Annotated in this window: 21 protein-coding genes; 9 read left to right on the top strand and 12 right to left on the bottom strand. The window is 66.8% G+C overall.

All coding sequences use genetic code 11. The features are described from left to right. Nucleotides 1–65: 65 nt before the first annotated feature. The 3 genes from F5544_RS26280 (at nt 66) to F5544_RS26270 (ending at nt 4,264) form a co-directional block, all read left to right on the top strand. Nucleotides 66–767, top strand: coding sequence for a response regulator transcription factor (locus tag F5544_RS26280; RefSeq protein ID WP_167475658.1), 702 nt, complete (start codon nt 66–68; stop codon nt 765–767). Nucleotides 768–868: 101 nt separating this feature from the next. Beyond that, on the top strand, nt 869–1,801 hold the full coding sequence (locus F5544_RS26275) for an ATP-binding protein (protein ID WP_167479488.1): 933 nt from the start codon (nt 869–871) through the stop codon (nt 1,799–1,801). A gap of 1,017 nt (nt 1,802–2,818) precedes the next feature. Then, on the top strand, nt 2,819–4,264 hold the full coding sequence (locus tag F5544_RS26270; RefSeq protein ID WP_238846672.1) for a DUF4153 domain-containing protein: 1,446 nt from the start codon (nt 2,819–2,821) through the stop codon (nt 4,262–4,264). 2 nt (nt 4,265–4,266) lie between these two features. Here the strand turns inward: F5544_RS26270 and fabG are convergent, their stop codons facing one another. The 3 genes from fabG to F5544_RS26255 form a co-directional block, all read right to left on the bottom strand. Further along, nucleotides 4,267–5,031, bottom strand: coding sequence for a 3-oxoacyl-ACP reductase FabG (gene fabG, locus F5544_RS26265; protein ID WP_238846671.1), 765 nt, complete (start codon nt 5,029–5,031; stop codon nt 4,267–4,269). Nucleotides 5,032–5,033: 2 nt separating this feature from the next. Further along, nucleotides 5,034–5,651, bottom strand: coding sequence for an HAD family hydrolase (locus F5544_RS26260; RefSeq protein ID WP_167475657.1), 618 nt, complete (start codon nt 5,649–5,651; stop codon nt 5,034–5,036). A 67-nt stretch (nt 5,652–5,718) separates the two neighbouring features. Beyond that, nucleotides 5,719–6,228, bottom strand: coding sequence for a DUF1772 domain-containing protein (locus F5544_RS26255; RefSeq protein WP_167475656.1), 510 nt, complete (start codon nt 6,226–6,228; stop codon nt 5,719–5,721). Between the two features lie 382 nt (nt 6,229–6,610). On the opposite strand from F5544_RS26255, the gene F5544_RS26250 reads away from it, so the two are divergent. After that, entirely contained in the window at nt 6,611–7,369 is a 759-nt protein-coding gene (locus F5544_RS26250) for a TetR/AcrR family transcriptional regulator (RefSeq protein WP_167475655.1), read from the top strand. On the opposite strand, the gene F5544_RS26245 is transcribed toward F5544_RS26250, so the two are convergent. Beyond that, complete coding sequence (locus F5544_RS26245) at nt 7,366–8,394, bottom strand: crotonase/enoyl-CoA hydratase family protein (protein WP_167475654.1); 1,029 nt, start codon at nt 8,392–8,394, stop codon at nt 7,366–7,368. The two genes, F5544_RS26250 and F5544_RS26245, sit on opposite strands and share 4 nt — an antisense overlap. Nucleotides 8,395–8,842: 448 nt before the next feature. Here F5544_RS26245 and F5544_RS26240 point away from each other — a divergent pair, with 448 nt between their 5' ends. Next, nucleotides 8,843–9,880 carry a helix-turn-helix transcriptional regulator gene (locus F5544_RS26240; RefSeq protein WP_203217357.1) on the top strand — a complete coding sequence of 346 codons (1,038 nt, stop codon included), beginning with the start codon at nt 8,843–8,845 and terminating at the stop codon, nt 9,878–9,880. 20 nt (nt 9,881–9,900) lie between these two features. On the opposite strand, the gene F5544_RS26235 is transcribed toward F5544_RS26240, so the two are convergent. Genes F5544_RS26235 through F5544_RS26225 form a run of 3 tightly spaced genes read right to left on the bottom strand, consistent with a single transcriptional unit; the run spans nt 9,901 to nt 12,552 of the window. Further along, the gene (locus F5544_RS26235; RefSeq protein ID WP_167475652.1) at nt 9,901–11,049 is read right to left on the bottom strand and encodes a YcaO-like family protein; all 1,149 of its coding nucleotides are present in this window, start codon (nt 11,047–11,049) and stop codon (nt 9,901–9,903) included. Then, nucleotides 11,046–12,299 carry a TfuA-like protein gene (locus F5544_RS26230; protein WP_167475651.1) on the bottom strand — a complete coding sequence of 418 codons (1,254 nt, stop codon included), beginning with the start codon at nt 12,297–12,299 and terminating at the stop codon, nt 11,046–11,048. The genes F5544_RS26235 and F5544_RS26230 overlap by 4 nt, the downstream gene beginning before the upstream one ends. 31 nt (nt 12,300–12,330) lie before the next feature. Then, nucleotides 12,331–12,552: a hypothetical protein gene (locus tag F5544_RS26225; RefSeq protein WP_167475650.1), complete on the bottom strand. Its 222-nt coding sequence runs from the start codon at nt 12,550–12,552 to the stop codon at nt 12,331–12,333. A 297-nt stretch (nt 12,553–12,849) separates the two neighbouring features. Here F5544_RS26225 and F5544_RS26220 point away from each other — a divergent pair, with 297 nt between their 5' ends. From F5544_RS26220 to F5544_RS26210, 3 genes are read left to right on the top strand one after another with little or no spacing between them, the layout of a single operon-like run. Further along, nucleotides 12,850–13,137: a MoaD/ThiS family protein gene (locus tag F5544_RS26220; RefSeq protein WP_167475649.1), complete on the top strand. Its 288-nt coding sequence runs from the start codon at nt 12,850–12,852 to the stop codon at nt 13,135–13,137. Nucleotide 13,138: 1 nt separating this feature from the next. Continuing rightward, nucleotides 13,139–13,384, top strand: coding sequence for a hypothetical protein (locus F5544_RS26215; protein WP_167475648.1), 246 nt, complete (start codon nt 13,139–13,141; stop codon nt 13,382–13,384). A gap of 22 nt (nt 13,385–13,406) precedes the next feature. Then, complete coding sequence (locus tag F5544_RS26210) at nt 13,407–14,285, top strand: JmjC domain-containing protein (RefSeq protein ID WP_275106967.1); 879 nt, start codon at nt 13,407–13,409, stop codon at nt 14,283–14,285. Nucleotides 14,286–15,209: 924 nt separating this feature from the next. Here F5544_RS26210 and F5544_RS26205 read toward each other — a convergent pair. Continuing rightward, complete coding sequence (locus F5544_RS26205; RefSeq protein ID WP_167475646.1) at nt 15,210–15,464, bottom strand: hypothetical protein; 255 nt, start codon at nt 15,462–15,464, stop codon at nt 15,210–15,212. Between the two features lie 228 nt (nt 15,465–15,692). On the opposite strand from F5544_RS26205, the gene F5544_RS26200 reads away from it, so the two are divergent. Further along, on the top strand, nt 15,693–16,226 hold the full coding sequence (locus F5544_RS26200; RefSeq protein WP_174867409.1) for a hypothetical protein: 534 nt from the start codon (nt 15,693–15,695) through the stop codon (nt 16,224–16,226). Between the two features lie 21 nt (nt 16,227–16,247). On the opposite strand, the gene F5544_RS26195 is transcribed toward F5544_RS26200, so the two are convergent. The 4 genes from F5544_RS26195 to F5544_RS26180 form a co-directional block, all read right to left on the bottom strand. Continuing rightward, complete coding sequence (locus tag F5544_RS26195; protein WP_167475645.1) at nt 16,248–17,633, bottom strand: APC family permease; 1,386 nt, start codon at nt 17,631–17,633, stop codon at nt 16,248–16,250. Nucleotides 17,634–17,719: 86 nt separating this feature from the next. Then, nucleotides 17,720–18,727: an ABC transporter substrate-binding protein gene (locus tag F5544_RS26190; RefSeq protein WP_174867407.1), complete on the bottom strand. Its 1,008-nt coding sequence runs from the start codon at nt 18,725–18,727 to the stop codon at nt 17,720–17,722. Further along, nucleotides 18,724–19,467, bottom strand: coding sequence for an ABC transporter ATP-binding protein (locus F5544_RS26185; RefSeq protein ID WP_167475644.1), 744 nt, complete (start codon nt 19,465–19,467; stop codon nt 18,724–18,726). Before F5544_RS26185 ends, F5544_RS26190 begins: the two co-directional genes overlap by 4 nt. Beyond that, nucleotides 19,446–20,237, bottom strand: a complete 792-nt coding sequence (locus tag F5544_RS26180) for an ABC transporter permease (RefSeq protein ID WP_174867624.1) — start codon at nt 20,235–20,237, stop codon at nt 19,446–19,448. Before F5544_RS26180 ends, F5544_RS26185 begins: the two co-directional genes overlap by 22 nt. Nucleotides 20,238–20,456 lie beyond the last annotated feature (219 nt).

The raw sequence follows: 20,456 nt of genomic DNA, 5'->3' as shown, positions 1-20,456 counted from the left end.
CCGCACACGGAATCTCCACATTTGGCGCGGCTTCTCTGCACAGTGGGTGGCTAGGGTTCCCTTCTATGGAACACAGCGGAAGGCCGGTCGCGACGGTGGCGCGGCGGATCCTGGTGGTCGAGGACGAGGTGACCATCGCCGAATCGGTTGCCGCACGATTGCGGGCCGAGGGTTTCGCGGTGGATCTCGCACACGACGGGCCGGGTGCCGTGGCCGCCGCCGCGGCGCTGGCTCCGGATCTGGTGGTGCTGGACGTGATGTTGCCGGGTTTCGACGGACTGGAGGTGTGCCGGCGGATCCAGGCCGATCGGGCGATGCCGGTGCTCATGCTGACCGCGCGCATCGATGAAACGGACCAATTGGTCGGCCTCGGTGTCGGGGCCGACGACTATCTGACCAAACCCTTCTCCATGCGGGTGCTCGTCGCACGGGTGCACGCGCTGCTGCGACGGGTCGAGCGCACCGCGGAGCTGGAGACCGCCACCATCGCGGTCGGCGACCTGCGCATCGACCTCGATCAACGCCGGGTGTGGCGGGGCGAACGCGAGGCCCAGCTCACGCCGCTGGAATTCGAACTGCTCGCCCGCCTGGCCCGGCGGCCGCGCGTCGTGCTGGCCAGGGAGCGGCTGCTCGAGGAGGTGTGGGACTGGGCCGACGCGTCGGGGACCCGCGCGGTGGACAGTCACGTGAAGGCGTTGCGGCGCAAGCTGGGTGCGGATCTGATCCGGACGGTGCACGGTGTCGGCTATGCGCTGGAGCCACGGTGAACGACGGCAAAAAGCCTCGGACAGTGGGGGATTGGGTCGCGGACGTGCTGCCGCGCCCGCTGGACCCGGTGCGGTCGATCAAGCTGAAGCTGGCGATCCTGATGGTGTGCTCGGGCGGGCTGGCATTCGGGTATTTCTGGTACAAGCTCGGCTGGCTGCCGACCCGAACCACCGTGGCGGCCATGGTGATCGCGCTGGTCACCTCGCAGATCCTGGCGCACGGGATCACCAGGCCGCTGCGTGAGATGACAGCGGCCGCACAGCGAATGGCGCACGGCGACTACACCTGGCGGGTGCGGGCCACCTCGCGCGATGAGGTCGGGCAGCTGGCGACTGCCTTCAACCAGATGGCCGCCGACCTCGCCGCGGCCGACCGGCAGCGGCGCGATCTCATCGCCAATGTTTCGCACGAACTGCGCACGCCCATCACGGCTTTGAACGCGGTGCTGGAGAATCTGGTGGACGGCGTTTCGGAGCCGGACCCGAAAACCTTGCGGACCGCGCTGGCGCAGACCGAGCGGCTCAGCGTCCTGGTGTCCGAACTGCTCGACCTATCGAGCATCGAGGCGGGCGCGCTGCCGCTGGATCGCGAAAAGCTAGCCGTCGCACCGTTACTCGCCGAGGTGGTGGCCGAGGCGGAAATGCTGGCCGCGGCGCTCGGGCGCGGCGTGCGCTTCCGGACGGACGTCCTGCCGGCCACGGCCACCGTGTACGCCGATCCCGCGCGCCTGCATCAGGTGCTGCTCAACCTGCTCGACAACGCGGCGCGGCACGGCCCAGCGGGCGGTGAGGTGCACATAAACGCCCGCGCCGGCGACGGCGTCACGATCATCGACGTCCAGGACGAGGGCCCCGGTATCCCGCCCGCCGAACGCGCCCGCGTCTTCGACCGATTCACCAGGGGCGGCCGGACCGACGGCGGCGGCACCGGTCTCGGCCTCGCCATCTCCCGCTGGGTCGTCGACCTGCACGGCGGCACCATAGCGGTCGCCGACCCCGGCTCCCGCATCCGCGTCACCCTACCGAACCCCTGATCGCTTAAACCCCAACGCAATTCAACAACCCGGAGTGCCCTGCGCTTCCGGGGCGGATACCGCATACCCACGGAAAGGTCTGCCATGCCCGAAATTCCCACCCCAGACGATCCGGATTCGCCGAAACCTGAATCCCCGGCCACACCTGCCGGATCGTCATCCACCTCGAATTTCTTTGACCCACAACCTATTACGGGAAACAGCGGAGACTCGTCCCGAATCCCCGCACCCGGAGAGCTGGTCCCCGGCGACGCACACGCCGAGAGTCGGCCGCGCCCACCGGCCCCGCCGGGCGAATCCTACCGATCGGCGCAGGTATCGCCACCGTTCCCCGTCCGCCCTGCGCCCGCCTGGCGATTCGTCGCCTACCCGGCGGGAGTAGTGCCCGCGGCGGTGGTCATCGGATTGGCGGCGGCAGTACTGGTCCCGTTGGACCGCCCCGGAATCGGTTGGCTACTAGCCGGATTGGTAGCGGTATGTGTGGTGTTCGCGGTAGACCGCCATGCCCGCCGGACAGCACAACCCGGACGTGGGCCGAGCGAGCACGCCTCGGTTGCCGACAACCCGCAGCGGCCGGTGTTCACCACAGCGCCGAATTCCCCCAGAACCGATGCGACCGAGGGGGATTCGTCACATGAGGCGGGAGTTCCGACGCGGCTCACCCGACCGGTGCGAGTCCGGTCGGCAGGAGCGGCGGGTGAGCCTACGCGGCTGCGTGGCGCGGATGCGGCAGCCGGTCCGGGGTCCGATGCGCTGGGAGCTCGGCCTGGGGCGGACACGGATGAGGCTGTTCCGCTGAGTGCCTCGGGCCCAGTGAGCGGTCAGGAGGAGGCCGAGGTGGTCGAGTTTCGGCCGGTGGCAGAGGAGGGTGCGTGGCCTCCGGAATCGGATGCGGCGACCGGGAGTGATGCGGTGCGTGGCGCGGGGCGGGTGCGTGATGGATCGGATAGGGCTGTGTCGCTGAGTGATTCGGGTGCGGCGACCGGGAGTGAGGTGGCGGGAGGAGCCGATGCGAGGATGGCGCGTGGTGCGGATGACGGGCAGCTGGTCGGATCGCATGCCGGTGCGTCGGATGCGGCTCGGTCGTCGTCTGCCGGAACCGATGTGGTGTCTGGTGTGCTGCGCGGAGCCGATGCGGGTGAATCGGATGCGGAAGCCGGGAAATCCGGCAGGGTGCGGGTATCCGGTACGGGCTATGCGAAATTCGTTGGTGTAGGGGAGGGTTCGTCCGGTGGGTGGGGGATGGCGGGGAGTTGGGGGCGGGTTTGGTGGGTTGGGGTGGGGTTGGCGCTGCTGGGGGTCGGGGCGGTGCGGGCGGCGGGGTGGTTGTTCGGGCTGTGTGTGGTGGGGGCGGCGGTGTCGGCGTCGTTGGGAGTGGTGGGGCGGCGGTCGCGGTTCGGTGTGTTGTATGACGTGATCGCGGTGCCGGTGGCGGCGGTGGCCGCGATGCCGTGGGTGTATGCGGGGATCGGGCGGATGCGCGGTGGAATGGATGCGCGGCGGCGACGGATAGGGGTTTCGGTCGGGGCGACCGTCGTATTGCTCGCGGTGTTCGTGCCGCTGTTGGCGGGGGCGGATGCGACGTTCGCCGCGTTGGTGGGTGATGCGACGCCGCGGATCGATGTCGGTTCGGCGGTGCGGTGGTGTGTGGTGTTCGGCGGTGCGGCGGCGGCCGCGATCGGCGCCATCTTCCTGCTCGCGGGGCCGCCGGTGCCGGCTTCCGATGCGGCGGAAGAGGTTTCGGGTCGCCCGTGGCGGCGGATCGAGTGGGCGCTGCCGGTCGGTGCGCTGACGGTGCTGTTCGCGGTATTCGTCGGTGCGCAGTTCGTCGCGCTGTTCGGCGGCGATGACTATGTGCGGCGCACCGCCGGATTGACCTACGCGGAGTACGCGCGCAGCGGATTCTGGCAGCTTTCGGCGGTGACCATACTGACCCTGGCCGTCGTGTTGGCCGTATTGCGTTGGGCGGCACAGGATTGCGCCGCGGATCGGCTGTGGTTGCGGGTATTGCTCTGCGCCGTCGGCGGATTGACGTTGATCATCGTGGCCTCCGCGCTGAGCCGGATGTGGACCTACCAGCAGGCATACGGGTTCACCGTGCTGCGGTTGCTGGTGCAGACCTGCGAGCTGTGGCTCGGCCTGGTCTACCTCCTGGTGCTCGTCGCGGTGCTGCGGCTGGAGCGGAACTGGTTGCCGCGCGCGACGATCGGCACCGCCATGGTCACCTTGCTCGCGCTGGCCGCACTCAATCCGGAGGGTTTGATCGCCGACCGCAATATCGACCGCTGGCAGCACGGCAAGGAACTCGACACCGCATATCTCGGCAAGCTGTCACCCGATATCGTGCCTGCCCTCGACCGGCTGCCCGAGCCGATGCGCGCGGCGCTGCTCGCGGACCTGCGGCACCGGCTCGACGACGATACCTGGCAGAGCTGGAATTGGGCCCGGCGCGGCGCGCGATGAGCTCAGCGCGCCCCGCCGTTGACGTACAGCGTCTGCCCGCTCACGTAGGACGCGTCGTCGCTGGCGAGGAAGGCGATCACCGCGGCGACCTCCGCGGGCTGGCCGATCCGGCGCAGCGGGGTCTGTTCGGCGACGGCGCGCTGATGCTCCTCGGGGGTGAGCCCGATGCGGGTGGCGGTGGCGGCGGTCATCGCGGTGGCGATATAGCCGGGCGCGACCGCGTTGACGTTGATGTTGTACGGCCCGAGCTCGATGGCGAGGGTGGCGGTGAAGCCCTGGATGCCCGCCTTGGCCGCCGCGTAATTGGCCTGCCCGCGGTTGCCGAGGGCGGACCGGCTGGACAGCGAGACGATCTTGCCGTACTTCTGCTCGACCATGTATTTCTGCGCCGCCTGGGTGCAGTGGAAGACGCCGCTGAGGTTGACCGAGAGCACCGCGTTCCAGTCCTCCTCGGACATGCGGAAGAAGAGGTCGTCGCGGGTGATCCCGGCATTGTTGACCAGGATGTGCGGGCCGCCCAATTCGGTTGCCACGCTGTCGAATACCAGTTGCACCGACTCGCGGTCGGTGACGTCGCAGTTGTAGCCGTGCGCGGTGCCGCCCGCGAGGGCGATGTCGTCGAGCACCGTGTCGAGCGCGCCGCGGTCGACCACCGCGACCGTCGCGCCCTCGACGGCCAGCCGTTTGGCGGTGGCCGCGCCGATACCCTGTGCCGCGCCGGTGACCACCGCGACCTTGCCGCTGAAACGTTCCGGGAACAGATCCACGTTTAGGAGGCTAACCCAATAACGAACTCGCCGAACCAGTCCGGGAATTCGGTGAGGTCGGCGAGGACGATATCGGCGCCCGCGGCCGTGAGTTCCGCCGCATCGCAGGGGCCGGTGGTGACGCCCACCGCGACCGCGCCCGCCGCCGCCGCGCCGCGCATATCGCCGACGTGATCGCCGACATAGATGCGCGCTCCCTGTTCGCGCAGTGCACCCGCCTTCGCGGCGGACCAGAGGTCGCCTGCCAGATGGTCCACCCGCCAACCGAGTTCGTCGAGGTGCAGTTGCGCGAGCGGTGCGTGTTTTCCGGTGACGACCAGCACCCGCCCGCCGCGCGCGGTCACCGCCGCCAGCGCCGCGTCCGCGCCGGGCATGGCCGGAACCTGCGGCACGATCGTCGGATACAGCTGCCGGTACCGCGCGACCAGTTCGGGCAACCGTTCCTCCGGCGCGCCCGCCTGCCGCAGCAGGTTCGCCAACGGTGGACCGATATGTTTCGCGACGTCCGCCCCGAGCACCGGGATTCCGAGCTCGGCCGCCGCCAGATCGACTGCCCTTGCCACGCCGGGGCGCGAATCGATCAGCGTCATATCGAGGTCGAAACCGACGGTCCAGCTCATCCCATGACTTTATCGACACGTGTGGGGATCCGGCCGCCCGGCCGGATCCCCGCGATCGTCACCCGGTTCAGCGGAGCAGCCTGCCGTGCTGGACGAGTGCCATCGAAAGTGTGGCGAGGGCCGCCGTATTGATCAGCCCGCGCACGATATTCCATACCTGCCAAGGCATTTCGAAATCCTTGCGCAGCCCGGCGTAGTCGACCGCGCCCGCCGCGTCGTTGGCCGTGGCCAGATGGTTGTTCAACGGGATATTGAACGCCGAGCTGACGACGAGACTCAGGATATTGAGCAGCACGGCCGCGCCGATCCAGAACAGCACCGGCCGCAGGTCCGCGCGTAGATAACACAGCGCCGCCGCGATGGACAGGCCGACCGATCCGAGGAAGCTCAGCATGAACAACGGATTGACGATTACCACACTGATTTTGTTCATCACGTCGACGAAGGTTTTGTCGTCGAATTTGCCGAGCGCGAGCATCACCGAGGTGGCGTACGCGTAGTAGGTGCCCGCCAGTAATCCGGTCGAGATCAGGGCGAGGATGAGAACGGTCAATCCGATCGGGTTCGAGGTTTTCATTTCTCCACCTCGATATTCCGCGCGGGGTTGCGATCGATGTATGTAGGCATCGCGGTACTTCTTTCGAGCGAGATATTCGCGTGCGGGTCACGCTGCGCATGTCGTGGCCGGAGTACGCCGCCGCGTCGTCGGATGGGGGATCGGCGTCGGTGACGGTCGCCGTATGCGTCGGCCCGCGGCCGGTGACATCGTTGTCGCGGTCCTTGGGTGGCCGAGCCGGTGACGCTTTAGCGTATGGCCTATACTATAGGTGGAATAGTATATGTTGTCTATGTCGTTTTACTAGGGATTTTCGCCTCCGTCGTCCTTCTGAAGGAGGCATGGATAAGCGGTATAGTATACTTGACATACTAATGATTCCGGGGTGAGACGAGGAGTTGGCATGGCCGATCTACCGGACGATCTGGTGCGCCTGTGGCGACTGCCGACCGGATCGGGGCTGGGGCGGCCCGCCGCACTCGATACCGATCGCGTGGTGCGCACCGCGGTGGAGTTGGCGGATCAGTCCGGGCTGACGGGTGCGACGCTGCCGAAGATCGCCGAGCGGCTCGGTGTCACGCCGATGTCGCTCTATCGCTATATCGGCTCGAAAGACGAATTACTCGTTCTCATGGGGGATATGGCCTTCGTGCCCGATATCGGGCACGCTCCGAGGTCGTGGCGGGCGGGTCTGCATGGTTGGGCGGCCGGATTGTGGCGGGCATATCGTGCGCATCCGTGGTTGGCCGAGTTGCCGGTGTCGGGCCCGCCGCGCGGGCCGAATGCGATCGCGTGGATGGATGCCGGATTGCGGGCCATGCGCGATATCGGGCTCGACCGCATGACAAAGGTCGGGATATTGACGCTGCTCGGTGGATACGTGAATATGGCCGCCCGGATGGCGCAACAGCTGGAACAGGGTTGGCGCGCGGGCGGCGCCGTCGACCCGGCCGGCGCCGCGGCCGATTACGGCCGGGAAATGAACGCGTTGATCGAGCCGTCGCGGTTTCCGGACGCGGCCGAATTGTTCTCCTCCGGTGTCTTCGGGTCGTCGGCCGCGCCCGCCACCCGGGCGCCCGCCGATCCCGCCGAGGCCAACTTCGTCTTCGGGCTCGAGGTGATCCTCGACGGGGTCGAATCCATGGTGTCGGGCGAGCGTTAGTCGGTATCGAACTGGGCGCGCTTGTAGTCGCCGTACGGTTCGTCGCGCTCCCGCACCGCCTCGCGGAATCCGGCTGTGGCCGAACGTAATTGGAAGGCGTAACCCTCCCGGGTATGCCGCGAGACGCCGTCGAAGACGGTGCTGATCATCGCCGAATTCGCCACGCCCTGGGACAGCAGCGCCGAATTGAGCGCCAGTTTGGCCATCATCAACTGGTTGACCGGCATTCTGGCGATCCGCTCGACCAGGGCCTCGGTGCGCTCGTCGAGTTCGTCGGCGGGCCAGGACTCCACCGCGAGACCCCATTCGGCGGCCTGTTTGCCGCTGATGCAGTCGCCGGTGAACAGCAGGCGTTTGGCGCGTTGATCGCCGAGCCGGTGCGCCCACATTCCGGCCGCCGGAATGCCCCAGACGCGGGTGGGCGGGTAGCCGATCTTGGTGTCGTCGGCGCAGATGATCTGGTCGGCGTAGAGCGCGATATCGGTGCCGCCGGCGACCGCGAAGCCGTGCAGCTTCGCGACGGTGGGTTTGTTGGCGTGCAGCAGGCTGGCGAAGCCGCGGTTGAAGCGGCTCATCATCGCGTAGTCGATCATCGGATCCCAAGTGCCCCACGGGTTGTGGTTCACCGCCTGCACCACCGGATCGAGAACCGTTCCGGTGCGGTCGAGTTCGCCCTCGGCGGGTTTCATGCCCTGCTCGGCGAACATGTCCAGGTCGTAGCCGCCGCAGAAACCCTTGCCCCGCCCGGATACCAGGATCACGTGCACCCTCGGGTCCAGGTCGGCGCGCTCGACGGCATGCGCCAGATCGATCGGCGTATCCGGGGTGATGCTGTTGCCCTTGTCGGGCCGGTCGAAGGTGATGCGGGCGATGCGGCCGTCGCGCTCGTAGGTGAGGGTGCGATACTCCCGGTCGTCCTTCGGCTCCGGCCGGTCCCGGAACGGGGAATCCGGTGTCTGCGCCCAGTTTTCGTACCAGGCGGCGGGGCGGGTGCCCGAATGATTCTGGTAATCCGGCTGATTCACGTGGAACCCCTTGTGCACTCGCTGCAATTTTGGTATAGCGACTCCGCAAGGTAATCTGCGGCCCGCGTGGCTGCCGACACTACCCGGTACCGGCAGTCGCGAGAACGACTGCCGATAGCCATGTCCAACGCTGCGCGACAAATCCCGACCGGCCTCGAAATTGTCACTCAGTGCCCGTCTACAAACTATCGCCGGCGCGTAGTGGGTTTGCACTGAGGTCGCTGATCTGATAGGCGTTGTGAAGCCGTGCAATTACGCCACTCGCGCCTGAACCACGACCGGCTTCGGTCCGTATAAGACTGTAAGACGGACCCTGTCGTGGTTGCGCCGCGCAGCAAATATCCGTACGGCCGGACACGGGGGCGATGCCGTCTGATGAAGACAGTCGAGGCGCCGTCAGGCTCTCTGGGCTGCTTCCTGACGCCACGGGGGACCTATGAGACCCGAAGTGAACGATCGCTTCGCACAGCGGCTGTGTGCGCCGGTCCGATACGGCGCGAGCCAGGATGAACTGGGTGAGGCCACGTCCCGCGCGATCGCGCCCATCATTGCCCACGACGCGGTGAATTTGGCAGGTGTCAGTCCAGCAACGAGTTTCAGCTATTGGGCGTTCGGTTTCGCCCATGAATATGCCGCTGACCTCATGCGGGCGCAAATGAGGAATGTTTATGCCGGCAACGATCCAGCCTTACCCGAAGACCTCCTCGCGCGGCCCATTCCCGCGGCCGTACTGGGGACCGACGGCGGTGGTCGGCGCGACCGGACAACGCGCAAGCTGCTGGAGGCCCACGGTGTGGGCAGTGAGTTGAGAGTGGTGCTGCGTGACAGCCGCGGCCTCTGGGGAATTCTGGAGCTGTTGCGGACTTCGGGAGGAAGGTCCTTCGATGACCAGGACATGATGCGGGCCGTCCAGTTGACGCCCGCATTCATCGCCTTCCTCCGCCGGTACGTCACCGCGGGTCCACTCTCGCCGTCCGTTCCGTCACCGCCGCCCGGTGTGATCATCGTCGGTGCCGACAACACGGTCCGGGCGATCACATCTCGGGGCTGGCTGGGTCGGCTCGATGCGGCGGCACAGGTTCCGGCATGGATGGTCGGGTCCATCACGAGTGGGCTGGCGATACAGGCGCGTAAGCATGCTCGGTATCCGGGCGCGCCCCCGGCGCTGCTGGTCGGGCCGGCGGCGGCCTATGGCCGCTGGATAGCGGTCCACGGACAGCCGTTGGAAGGCTGCACTCCGGGTGAGGTTGCCATCGTGATCCAGGTGGCAAGCGGTGATCTGCTGCTGCCGTCGCTCTGTGACTGGTACGAGATCACCGGCCGCGAACGCCAAATCATCAAGCACCTGTGCGCCGGGGCGGCCCCCAAACACATCGCCCGCATGCTGAACCTGTCGACGCACACCGTCAACGATCACCTCAAAGCGGTCTACCGGAAGACCGGCGCCGACGGACGCGACGAACTGATCGCCGCGCTGACCCCTTGACGACGGGCCGGACTCGCGGGTCAGCGCGGAACGGAACCGCGATGTCGAAAGGACAGGCCCGGCGCGACAACTCGGACGACGGTGAAGATATCGGGGCGGGTCGACAGTTCGACGGAGAGCGGCTCGTAACCGGTGTGCTCGGCAATGCGGAGGACGACGGTCTCGAGTTCCTCGCTGAAGTTGTCCGGCCGAAAACCGTGTCCGGCAACAGCATTCGTCCATGCCGTCCCGTCGGTCCGCAGTGGCGGATTCGGTGCGACCTGTAATTCCATGACGCCGCTGTCGATTTCGAGGTCGTCGCGGGTTCCGACTATGGCGGTCAGCCGGGACTGCGCGGCCTCGGTCAGCGCTCGGGCCACCGCGACGGCCGGATCCGAGTGGGTGCCGGATCCTCCGCAGACGAGCGGGAAGTCGGCGGACCAGACGTACGCGACCGCGGTCGGCAGCCGATACCTGTTGGGCACCAAGGCGACTTCGAACAGGGCGCCCGAATGCACCAGCAGGTCGACCAACCGGCGACAGTAAGGATGCTCGATGGTGGTGACATCGATAACGATCCGATGGTCGCGGCCGGTCGCGACCAGTCCGGCAACCACGTCACGCTCGACGAGTTCGTAGAGCGCATGCAGTAGCGCTTCGGCCCGGGTGTTCCCGGAGGCGAGCCCGGAGCTGCTGGCATGGAAAATGGCGGGCCGCCAGTCGGACTCCGGACCGAACGACAGGTCGACCAGATCGCGGGGGACGAAAGTGGCGCGACCGGACGCGAGCCCGGTGGCGGGACACCAGTCGAGGGTGAACGACCGGATGACGGCGGCGTCGATTCGCAGCGGCAGCGCGCCGAGCGGATATCGGAGGTCTAGTTGCTCCGCAGCGGCACGAACCGTGGGTACGTCTGGATGTTCGGCATGCTGCAGCTCGATGCACTCCATGACCGCGGACAGCTTGGCCAGCAATGGCGTTGCGCCCTTTCCCTGGGACACCGTGAGTGTTTCCGACAAGGGCCGGGTCGCCATGTATACCGGAATGCCGATGAAATCGAACCCGGTGACATCGGCCACTCTGGTGATGCCGTAGTCGGGCAGCACGGCCGAGATCAGTTCCCAGGTGTGTTCGGGAAGGCGGGCACGGTAAGTTCCACTCAGGTCGAGCCGTTGATCGGAAACGATCATGCGGTGGCTTCCTCGTGGTCTCGTGAGCCGGCGATGTCGCGCAGATAGCCGACGGCGAAGGGCGCGAGAGCGGCGATCGCCCCCCTGCCCGACCGGAACCCGCGCTCGATGGCGTTGTCGTCCAACGCATCCGCGGGGCACCTCCACAGCTCTCGGAGCAGAGTGGTCGCCGCCGTCGGCGACAACAATCCGGTATGCACGCCGACCTGTGTCACCGTGAAATCCCGGTCGGCCCTTCGATACCGGGTAACCACATCGACGTCCGCCGCGGTCTCGGCCCCCAACAGCAGTCGAATATGGCGCGGGTCGTCCACATCGAACATGGGGCGGAACAGCCGAGCGGTCGGACTGTCCACGGGATCGGCGCGGGTCGGCAGCAGTCGGCGCAACCGCTGCTCGATCGACATCGCTGCGCTGCCGTCGACCGGAGCCAGCGACGTCTCGGACAGGAATTCCCGCCATACATCGGGAAAGTTCGGAGCGAAAAGCTGCTGGTAGCGTACGCGTTCGAGCGGGCGCGCAGGCTCGGCGCGCTCCACTGTGAAGCGGTTGCGCCAGTCCCGGACGTACCCGGTCACCCAGCCCGCCGGCACCGTCGACGTGAGGGGCGCAAGGGCCGCGCAGGCCGCGACGGCCCGGCGGGCATCCGACCTTTTGAGATCACCGAAGTTTCGATCACGACGGGCCTGCTCGAAGAGCCAATCCGCGAGCGGGATATGCCCGCCGTCGCGAAGGACCGACCGGATCCGCTGGAATGTGCGCTCCGCGTAGTAGATATCGCGAATCCGCCGCAGCGCATCGAATCCCACGTCATCGGAACAGCAGCCGGCGGCCGATGCCAAGCGCAACATGTGCCGGACGTTCACCAGCGCGACGGTGTGACCGCGCCGATCGCCGGTCGGGGCATGGGCTACCGCAACTTCGGCGTCATCGTCGATGATCCCGTCGCGGTACCACTCGAAAATCTCACCGACGCCGACCATTCCCAGCGAGGCCAGGTCGGCCGCGCGCGAGGCGCCGATGCTGGCACCCCCGACCACGCGTATGCCGCGCGTGAGCGCGTGCAGGATCTCCTTGTGCCGGATAGCCGTAGCGTGGTGATACACACCGTCGATGATCAATACCGTGTCGCCGCAACGAATCTCGGAGTCGAACAGATCGCCGTGCCGGATCGGGCCGGGTAGGCGGGCGTCCGGCGCCGAGGAGCGTATCTCCGAGTCCGAGATGGTAGGGCCGGCGTAGATATGCAACTGCCGCATGATCGTCAGGCCCGAGTCGGCTTCATTCGAAATATCCGCTTACCGACTCGATCGATTCGACGACGTTCCCGACTTTGTCGGCCACGGTGATGCATGTGGCCTCCGCGGTGTGAACTCCGCCGGCGGTGTCCGCCACGGCGACAGACGATTCCGAGGCGAGGAGGCAGCCGTTGATGATCGCCTCGACCGGCACCGGCCAGTTGAGTGCCGCCTCCACATTGATCGCGCAGGTCTCGGCGACCACATAGAAACAGTCGGCGGAGGGGGCAGGCTTGTGGCAGAGCGGAAATAGGCGTTCGAGCCTGCCGGACACCAATTCTCTTGCCAAGGCAACGGATTCGGGGCCTGCGGCGCGCGCGGACCGCACGGCTGAAGCGCTCGAGCTCATGAGGATTCCTCGATCCTGGAAGGCTGGCTTATCGAATGTTCGAACTCGAAGCTAGGGCGCCCCGCATGTGCATCGGTATCCCGAAGTTTGGGGATACCCCGGGTCCGGGGTATCGAGAAATCCTGAACCCATTCCACGAAAGGTGTTTCGACTATGCCGACCGTTCCTTTTGTCACCGTCACCCTCCCGCCCGCGCTACGACCGTTCGCTAAGGGGCACAAGCGAGTTCGGCTTCGGGGGAAAACCGTCGGTGAGGTCCTCGACACGCTTGCGCGTGAATTTCCCTCGATCAGAACCAGACTCATCGGCGACAACGGCGATGTCCGCCGATTCGTCAACATCTACATCGACGACGTCGATGTGCGCACGCTACAGGGCAGAGCGACCCCGGTGCGCACCGGCTCCGACATGACCATCCTGTCCGCCGTCGCCGGAGGGTGATATGCGGCGCGCTGAGACCGATTATTCGATCCGCCCGTTCGGTGCGGTCACGGTGACGATCAGCGGAGGCCTCGTGGACGACTTTCTCAACCGTCCGGCACCGCTCGTCGTCGATGGAGTGCGGAAGGACGAGGACGCGCCTTCGCCCGGCCCGGCCGCCGCGATCGCCAACCCTACACATGTGAGTCTTGTGGACGATTTCCTCGATCGCCCAGCGCGACTCATTCACCAAGCCGACAACGAATGACCGGTGTTTCATATGGCAGGACGTGGCCGAGTTCGCGCCGTTCGCGTTGGAAGCTGCCGAAGCGTTCAGGATATCGGCCAAATCGGCGAAATGTCAGATCTTCTGCAACCGGCCTGGTGCCGTCACCGCCGTGCACTTCGACCCGATAGACGTGATCACCGTCCAGCTGACCGGCCGGAAAACCTGGCGCGTCGCCCCAAATGCGTTCGCACCCGCCCCATTGGAAGCGTGGTCGCCCAAAGAACCCGTGCCACCGATCCTCCGCATCTACAGCGACGGCGCAACACCGACCGGGATTCCGGATGACGCGACCGAGTATGTTCTCGAACCCGGTGCGGTACTGCATGTCCCGCGCGGCTACTGGCACGAGACCAGCTCGGACCAGGACTCTATCTCCATACACATCCTGCTGATCCCACCGCTGCGCCTCGATTTCCTGCTGGCCCTGCTACGGAACGAACTGCTGCGCGAAACGTACTGGCGGGAGTCGGTGTACGACTTCGACGACTCGAACTGGCACCAGGCCGCTTTGCTCGAGTTCGCCGACGCGCTCGGGCGGATAAACGTTCACGACTTCGTCCGCCCCCCGATCACCGATCGGCCGGTCACCCCCGTTACCTCTTTCGTCCGGGCCGGGCAAGCCTGCATCACCATCGACACACTCGACAACAGCACCGCCCAAATCTCGGTCACCGCGTACGGTTTCCGTGAGATAACCACCGCGACCCTCTGCCTCGACCGTCACCTCCTGCCCGCATGCCAATGGCTCGACGGACTCCGGACCACAACCTCGGTAGCCGTCGACGATATACTGATAGCGGCCCCGCACCTTTCGAAACCCGATGCACAGCAGTTGCTGGCCCTGTTCGAGCAGACCCGGCTCATTCGCCGGACGGATTGAGAACGCGTCGGTTTCAGCGGCCGAATCGTTCACCGCTGCGCATCGGGTGCAGGCGGTATTCAGGTCGGATCCTGTCGGCTGGCCGGTAGTGGCGCCGAATTCAGCTGTAGTCGTATAAATCTGGATATTCGGGGATTACGGCGGAGCTGTTCGCGCCGTCGAAATGCGGTATCGGGTCGCCGAATTTCGTCCGCACACTATGGTGGCGCGGCCATGACTAGATATCCCGAAGTTTCGGGATATGTCTGCGCGGAGCCTCGGAGAGATCCTGTTCATGGGAAAACCCGGGTCGATGGCACTGTCGATCATCAATGAGAGGCAACAAAGAAAATGATATCCAATCGAACATTGCGAGCGGGCCTGGCGGAGGCCTTCGGTGGCGTGGGTCTGGTTGCCGTGCTGGCAGCCGGCGTCCTTGCCGGGAATATCGGATCGGAGCCTGGCCCGCACATGAGCAGCGGAGGCACACCGTTTCCGTCCGTTGTTCATCAGGGGGGACGGATCGGCTATCTCGCCGAAATCGAACCGCCCGGCAAAGGCATTGTCGCCGGAATCGAGCAGGAGCCGGGCAGAGGCCCGTAGGCAGGCAAAGGTTGAGCTGCGGCGTGTCGGCGGCAGACACGACGGCCGATCCGGTTGCCGCACCCCGCTTCTCAGGCGGACATCCCGTACCGACAACGCACGGTTCGAAGGCGGGGTGCGGCACTCCGAATCGGCTATGCGTCCAAAGCCGAATCCGACGGTGCACAGTCGCCCGAGGTGCGAAACCGCCAGTGTCGGATGCCAACGCCACCCCGCACTCACCTGGGGTCCAGCCGTCGTAGCGGCGTAACCGCTCACAGGACGTACCGGTCACTCGACATTGGCGTAATTCGGTTGTGCCGAACGCCGCGATCCACGGTGCCCCGGTAGCGGTGGATCCGATCAGCCGCTGTAGCACCAGGGTTTCGGGTTCAGGAGGCAACCGAAGAGAACGCCTCCGCCACTGAGCGAATCCAGTACTTCTCCCGACCCGGTCCCGGTGCCGCCGACAACCGGCCGTGCGTGCGGCGATGGTGTGGTGTCCCCGGTCGCCCGCTCGAGCGGGAGTCCCGGCGCGGCCGTGGCGGGCGTCGCGCCGAGACCGGCCGCGAACAGCACCGCTCCGGCGGCCAGGATTCCGATTCCAATTCTCTTCATTTCCAATACCTTTCGTGTGTCCCGCCCCGCGTCGAAGTAATGGCCGATGGGTCGGCGACAACGCCGTGACTTGCTGTGCCCCGTTTGCGGTTGGCAACGGTGATCGGGCTTGCCGCCGAGCCGCGTGATGATCAATAAATGATGCTTCGCGCGTAACGTCGCGCGCACGCCCTCGATGAGACCGAGCAGTTCGCGCTCGCGTGCGGGTTCATAACTCGGGAGACCGGAATGGACGTCTTTCTCTACATCGTTCCCTGTCTGATGATCGCCGGGGTCGTTCTGATCGCGGCGTGGGTCGTCAACTCGGCGGCTCGGCGCACGGCCCAGCTCCGGCATGCGTGGGACAGCGGGTTGATCGCGCAGGGGCGCTGTCTGCGGATGTTCACGACGACGTCGGGTGGCGGAGATTTCAGCGTGTCCACCACACGTCACTATGTCTACGAGTTCACGGCCCGTGACGGCCGCGTATTCCGATTCGAGGAAACGGGTGGTCCGGCGACCAGGGTCGAGGGCGACGTCGTTGCCGTGTACTACGCCGAGGGCGCGGAGGCGGCCGCCACCACCTGGGAGCGCGGCCATGCGAGCGGCGCGACATGGACGGTGGTACTGGCCGCCGCGGTGGTTGTGGTCCTGTGCGCCGGTTTCATTCTCTTGGTGAACACACACCACCCCACCCCTGTGCCGAGTCGCGACACGATCGTCTGTACCGACCACACATGCCGTCTCGGGCCGAACCCGCTTCCAGAGTTCGGTGTCAAGTGAAACCGCTGAGCCGAACCGATCTCAGGCCAGCGTGGAATTCCGGCGTCCGTACCCGAGATACACCGCGATACCGACCGCGACCCAGACCGCGAAACGCACCCAGGTGAGCGCGTCCAAGGTGGTGGCCAGCAGGACGCAGCCGATCAGGGCCAGGATCGGGACCAGCGGAACGAGCGGGGTGCGGAAGGGGCGTTCCCGGTTCGGTTCCAGCCGCCGCAGCACGAGCACCCCGACGCACACCACCGCGAATGCCGACAGCGCACCGATATTCACCAGTTCCACCACGATGTCGATGGGCAGCAGACCGGCGATCACCGCGCAGATCGCGCCGAGCAGCAGGGTCAACCGCACCGGCGTCGCCCGTTTCCCGGTGACGGCGAGCCGCGCGGGCAGCAACCGGTCCCGGCACATGGCGAACGACAGCCGGACCGGCGCGTAGATGATCAGCAGCAGACCCTTGGTGAGCGCGACGATGGACGCGATCACGATGACGTTGCCGATCCAGCCGATGTGCAGCGCCCCGAACGCGGTGGCGATCGGCGCGCCGTTGTTGAGCGAGGCGTACGGCGACATCCCGGTGAGCACCGCGCTGACCAGCGCGTACAACAGGGTCGCGATGAGTACGGTGCCGATGATCGCGAACGGGACGTCGCGGCGCGGATTGCGCGCCTCCTCGGCCGACGCGGCCACCACGTCGAAGCCGAGGAAGGCGAAGAAGGCGATGGCCGCGCCGCCGATGATGCCGCCGGCCCCGAACGGCGCGAACGGCGTCCAGTTGCCGACGTCGATATGCGGCGCGCCGATCGCGATCACCAGCACGAGCACGCCGATGGTCACCCCGACCAGCGCCTTGGTGATCCGCGCCGTCAGCGACACCTCACCGGCCAGCACCGCGACGATCACGGCGATGATCAGTACGGCGGGCAGGTTCACCACGCCCCCGTCGGCGGGGCCCGAGGTGATCGCGGTGGGCAGTTCGATGCCGAAGATCGATTTCAGCGCCGAAACCGTGGTGCCGGACCAGCCGATGGCCACCGCGGCGCCCGCGATCACGAACTCCAGCAACAGATTCCAGCCCACCAGGAAGGCGGGCGCCTCGCCGAGCGTCGCGTAGGTGTATGTGTACGCGCTGCCGGAGACCGGCACCATCGCGGCGAGTTCGCTGTAGCAGAGCGCGACGAGCACGCAGACGAGTCCGGCCAGGCCGAACGACAGCACGATCGACGGTCCGGCCTTCTCGGCCGCCGCGACACCGGTGATGACGAAGATGCCCGCGCCGACGATGGTGCCGACGCCCATCGCGGTGAGATCGAGCCTGCCGAGGCTGCGTTTGAGGGCGGTGGCGCCCGATTCGGTCGTCTCGTCGGGTACGCGGCGGCGCCATTGCCGGGTTGCTGGGCTGGTCATCGACTCCCTCACGAACGGTTCGCGGTCTCGCGGTGCGGACCGAAGGGTCCATTCTCGTCGTTCGGGAGGTGTCGTCGTCGACCGGGTCAGGGGTTGCCGGAGAACAGATCGTTGAAGCGGGTGTCGATCGCGGACTTGATGTCGAGCTTGTGCGGGATGAGACCGGCGGCGGCGAAGATGTCGGCGACCGACTGTTCACCGTCGATGGTCGGCCCGTCGATCGGATGGTCGCGGTAGGTGTCGCGTTTCACCGCGGTGAGGGTCACCTCGTAGGGGAGTCCGGTGAGGTCGGCGTAGGTCTTCGCCCACTGTTCGGGATGTTCGTTCGCCCAGGTGTGCGCACGCTGGATCCGGGCGAGCAGGTCGCGCAGCGCCGCCGCGGTCGCCTTGTTGGCCAGCGCCTTGTCGCCCGCGACGTAGAAGCTGTCGCCATTGAGATATCCCTTGCCGCTCACCAGGATTCGCGCGCCGGTCTGCTGTTCGGCCTGTGCCGTGTACGGATCCCAGATGGCCCAGGCGTCCACCCGGCCGGTGCTGAGCGCCGCCAGCGCGTCGGCGGGCTGCAGGTACTGCGGTTCGATATCGCTCCACTTCAGACCGGCCTTGGCCAGTACGGTGAGCAGGTGGTGGTGCGCCGAACTGCCCTTGGCCACCGCGATCTTCTTGCCGCGCAGGTCTTCCGGGCCGTGCAGCGGCGAATCCTTCGGCACCACGATGCCTTGACCGTCGACACCCGCCTGATATGCGGTGACGATCTTGATGGCCGAATTCGCGGCCGCCGCGAATACCGGCGGCGCGTTGCCGACGCCGCCGACGTCCACCGCCCCCGCGTTGATCGACTCCAACATCGGTGGGCCGGAAGTGAATTGGGACCAGCTCAGCTTGTACGGCACCCTGTCCAGCTCACCGGCCGAGGTCAGCAGCGCCTGCAATCCGGTGCCCTTCTGATCGCCGACGCGCAGCGTTACCCGGGTCAGATCGACCGAACCGTCCGCGCGCACAGCGGGATCGGCCTTGTCGCCGGATCCGCACGCCGTGCCGACCGCCGCGACCAGCGCGAGCGCCGATGCGAGGACCAGTTTCCTGACGATCATGCGGATCCTTCCTGGGTGACGCCGAGTTCGGCGAGTAGCCGATTACGCAGTGGGGCAAGCTGTTCGGTGCGGCGCGGGCGCGGCGCGTCGACCACCGTCCGGTGCACGATGCGGCCGTCGCCGAGCACCAGCACCCGGTCGGCGAGCAGCAGCGCCTCGTCGACGTCGTGGGTGACCAGCAGCACTCCCGGCGCGCGGCGCTGCCACAGCTGGATCACCAAGCGGTGGATGGTGATTCGGGTGAGCGCATCGAGCGCGCTGAACGGTTCGTCGAGCAGCAGCAGGTCCGGTTCGCGAACCAGGGCGCGGGCCAGGCTGACGCGTTGGGCCTCGCCGCCGGAGAGGGTGAGCGGCCAGGCGTCGGCGCGTTCGGTCAGCCCGACCTCGGCGAGTGCGGCGCGGGCGGCGGCTTTCGGATCCGGGTGCCGCAGACCTAGGGATACGTTGGCCAGCACCCGTTTCCACGGCACCAGGCGCGGTTCCTGGAAGGCGACGGCCGTGGTGCCGTGCGTGGTGAGGTCGCCGCCGACCTCCCGGTCCAGTCCGGCCAGCGCGCGCAGCAGCGTCGACTTGCCGGAGCCGCTGCGGCCGAGCAGCGCGACGAATTCGCCGCGGGCGATATCGATATCGAGCCGGTCGAGCACCCGGCGGCCGTCGAAGTCGCGGACGAGGCCGCGCACCTGGGCGACGAATTCGGTTGTCCTGGTGGGTTTTTCCTTCACCGGAAGTTGCGTCGCCATACCAGCGCCTTTCGTTCGATCAGCCGGACCAGCGCATCGGTGAGCAGGCCGAGCGCCCCGTAGACCAGCAGCCCGACGACGATCACGTCGGTGCGCAGGAAATCGCGGGCGTCGTTGATGAGGTAGCCCAGGCCCGCGTCGGCATTGACCTGTTCGGCGACGATGAGCGCCAGCCAGGCGACGCCGAGCGACTGCCGCAGGCCGACCAGCGTCTGCGGCAGCGCGCCGGGCAGCACGATATGCCCGATCAGTTGCAGCCGGCCGAGCCGCTGCACCTCGGCGAGTTCGGCGAGCTTCGGGTCGACGCCGCGGATTCCGGCAAAGGTGTTGAGGTACAGCGGAATCGCCACACCGAAGGCCACCAGCACGATCTTCGGTGGTTCGCCGATGCCGAACCACAGGATCAGCAGCGGGATGAGCCCGTAGAACGGGACGGTGCGCAGCATCTGCACCGGCGGATCGACCAGGTACTCGGCGAATCTGCTCAAACCGGCCAGCACCGCGAGCCCGATCCCGAGCACCGCGCCGATCGCGAAACCCGTTGCGGCGCGGCCGAGCGATACGGTGATGGCGTGCTGCAGCGTACCCGCCGCGATGAGGTCCCACGCGGTGCGCACGACGGTGGCGGGGGAGGTGAGCAGCCGCGGCGGCAGCGCACCGGTAGCGCTGGCGACCTGCCACGCCAGCACCAGCGCGGCCGGGCTCAGCGCCCGCGCCCACCAGCCGGCGCGCAGCCGAACGGCGTTGGGCCGCGATGCGATCGACGACATGAATTCCTCGGGCAGCAGTGACATGACACGGCCGACCGTGGTGACCGCGGACCTTCGATGATCGGCGCATCGGCCCACCGGGTCACCCATTGGAACCACCCGGGTTTTAATCCCGTATCGGGCGGCTCGCGGCGGAACTGGACCGTGCGTTCGCCGCGGTGCCCGGCGCGCTGACCATGGCGCTACCGCATCGAACGGGTCAAAAGGTGTGATGAATTA

This window comes from Nocardia arthritidis, from assembly GCF_011801145.1.
Lineage (GTDB): Bacteria > Actinomycetota > Actinomycetes > Mycobacteriales > Mycobacteriaceae > Nocardia > Nocardia arthritidis_A.
Note: the sequence above shows the minus strand (reverse complement) of the source record. Positions and strands in the feature narration are given on the sequence as shown.